The organism is Pseudoalteromonas sp. S1612, assembly GCF_005887175.1.
GTDB lineage: Bacteria > Pseudomonadota > Gammaproteobacteria > Enterobacterales > Alteromonadaceae > Pseudoalteromonas > Pseudoalteromonas undina.
Genome location: NZ_PNDH01000089.1, coordinates 1 through 1,706 on the forward strand (window position 1 = coordinate 1; position 1,706 = coordinate 1,706).

Annotated in this window: 1 protein-coding gene; it reads right to left on the reverse strand. The window is 42.7% G+C overall.

Annotation, left to right across the window (positions count from 1 at the left end):
• Nucleotides 1–33: 33 nt before the first annotated feature.
• On the reverse strand, nt 34–1,416 hold the full coding sequence (locus CWB78_RS18210) for an MBL fold metallo-hydrolase RNA specificity domain-containing protein (protein WP_138596815.1): 1,383 nt from the start codon (nt 1,414–1,416) through the stop codon (nt 34–36).
• Between the last annotated feature and the right edge of the window lie 290 nt (nt 1,417–1,706).

Sequence of the window (1,706 nt, forward strand, 5' to 3'; positions counted from 1 at the left end):
CGAACCCCGAACCCCGAACCTCGAACCTCGAACCTATCCCTTCCCAATCTCAACTTTTACATCATCACCCAGTACTTCCCTATATTTTGCAGCGAGTGCATTTTTAGCGTCATCATCGCCATGGACTATTTTTATATAGCGGGGTTTTTTGCGCATACCGGTTACAAATTTGATGAGACCTGCTTGATCTGCATGAGCGCTGTAGCCACTTATAGTGTGTATTTTGGCGTTAATATTAATGCGGAGATTATTAATAAATACATAGCCATTTTTTGGGCCATAGGTTTGTATGTCGCGACCTAAAGTACCTCGGCCTTGGTAACCTACAAATAGTACGTCGGTGGTTTCATCTGTTAAAAATCGCTCTAGATAGTTTACTATTCGTCCGCCGCTGCACATACCGCTTGCAGCTAGAATAATAGCGGGGGTTTGACGGGTGGCTAAGTAATTTATTAACGCTAAGTGCTCGCTATGCGTATTTATTGTAGTGAGGTTTTCAAAGTCGAGAGGATGGCGGCCTTTGGCTACTTTTTGTTTTGCTTCTTCATCCCATAAATATTTAAATTTTCGATATTGCTGAGTAAAGTTAGCCGCCATCGGGGAGTCGAGTATTACTTGTATTGTACGCCAAGATGAGTTTTTAGTTGAAGCATGAATTAGCTGTTCAAGTTCGTATAACAACTCTTGTGTACGGCCTATACTAAATGCGGGCACAAGCACGATGCCGTTGTCGGCAACTGCGCGCTCAATCACGGTTTTTAAGGTTTGCGTACGTTGTTTTCGTCCTTGATGGTTTTTATCACCATAGGTTGACTCAATAACTAAAGTATCGGCTTTATAAGGCGCTTTAGGTGCGGATAGTAAAGGTGTATAGGGCGCCCCTAAATCACCTGAAAATACGACCCGATGACTGTTTTTAGCTTTACGAGTTGGTATGCTTATATCTATTTCAACATAAGCCGAGCCTAAAATATGCCCTGCTCGTTGTAGTCGGGCTTTGGCTATGTGTTCACCTTTGCAAGGTAGCTCAAACCAGGTTTTAAAATCAACTTCAATAATTTGCTGTTTAAGTAACCTTAGGCAGGTATCTATTATTTTTTGATCGCGCGTGACTCCCACTTTTAATGCATCTTCAATCACTAGTGGCAATAAACTTGCCGATGCAATAGAGGTAAATATGGGTCCTTTAAAGCCCGCCATCAGTAAATAGGGAATTCGGCCAACATGATCGATGTGACAATGGGTGACGATCAGTGCGCGGACTATATCTATATTAAATTCAATATTAAGATCATCAACAGAATCTTCACCTTGAAACAATCCACAATCAATTAGAAAAGAGCTTTGATCGTTTATTATCAGCTGGTGGCATGATCCTGTTACGCCATTTACCGCTCCGTGGTGAAGTATTTGCATTTTATGTCCTTATGTTTTGGCTGCGGGCCTTTGATTACGGCTCGAAGCTCGAATCCTAGCACTTAGAGCCTACGCCTTTATTTTATAGGTAAATATAGCAGGTATTTTAATGTCGGAGGGGCTTTATACGTAACGGACGGGCCACGAGCGGCGGGCAGAGGGCCTAGTACCTATCACTTCGAACCTAAACCCTAATACTGACGCGGGGTGAACCCGCTGCTACAGGCATAAAAAAACCTTGCGATATTAACCGCAAGGTTTTTAAATTTCTCGAACCTCGAACCTCGAAC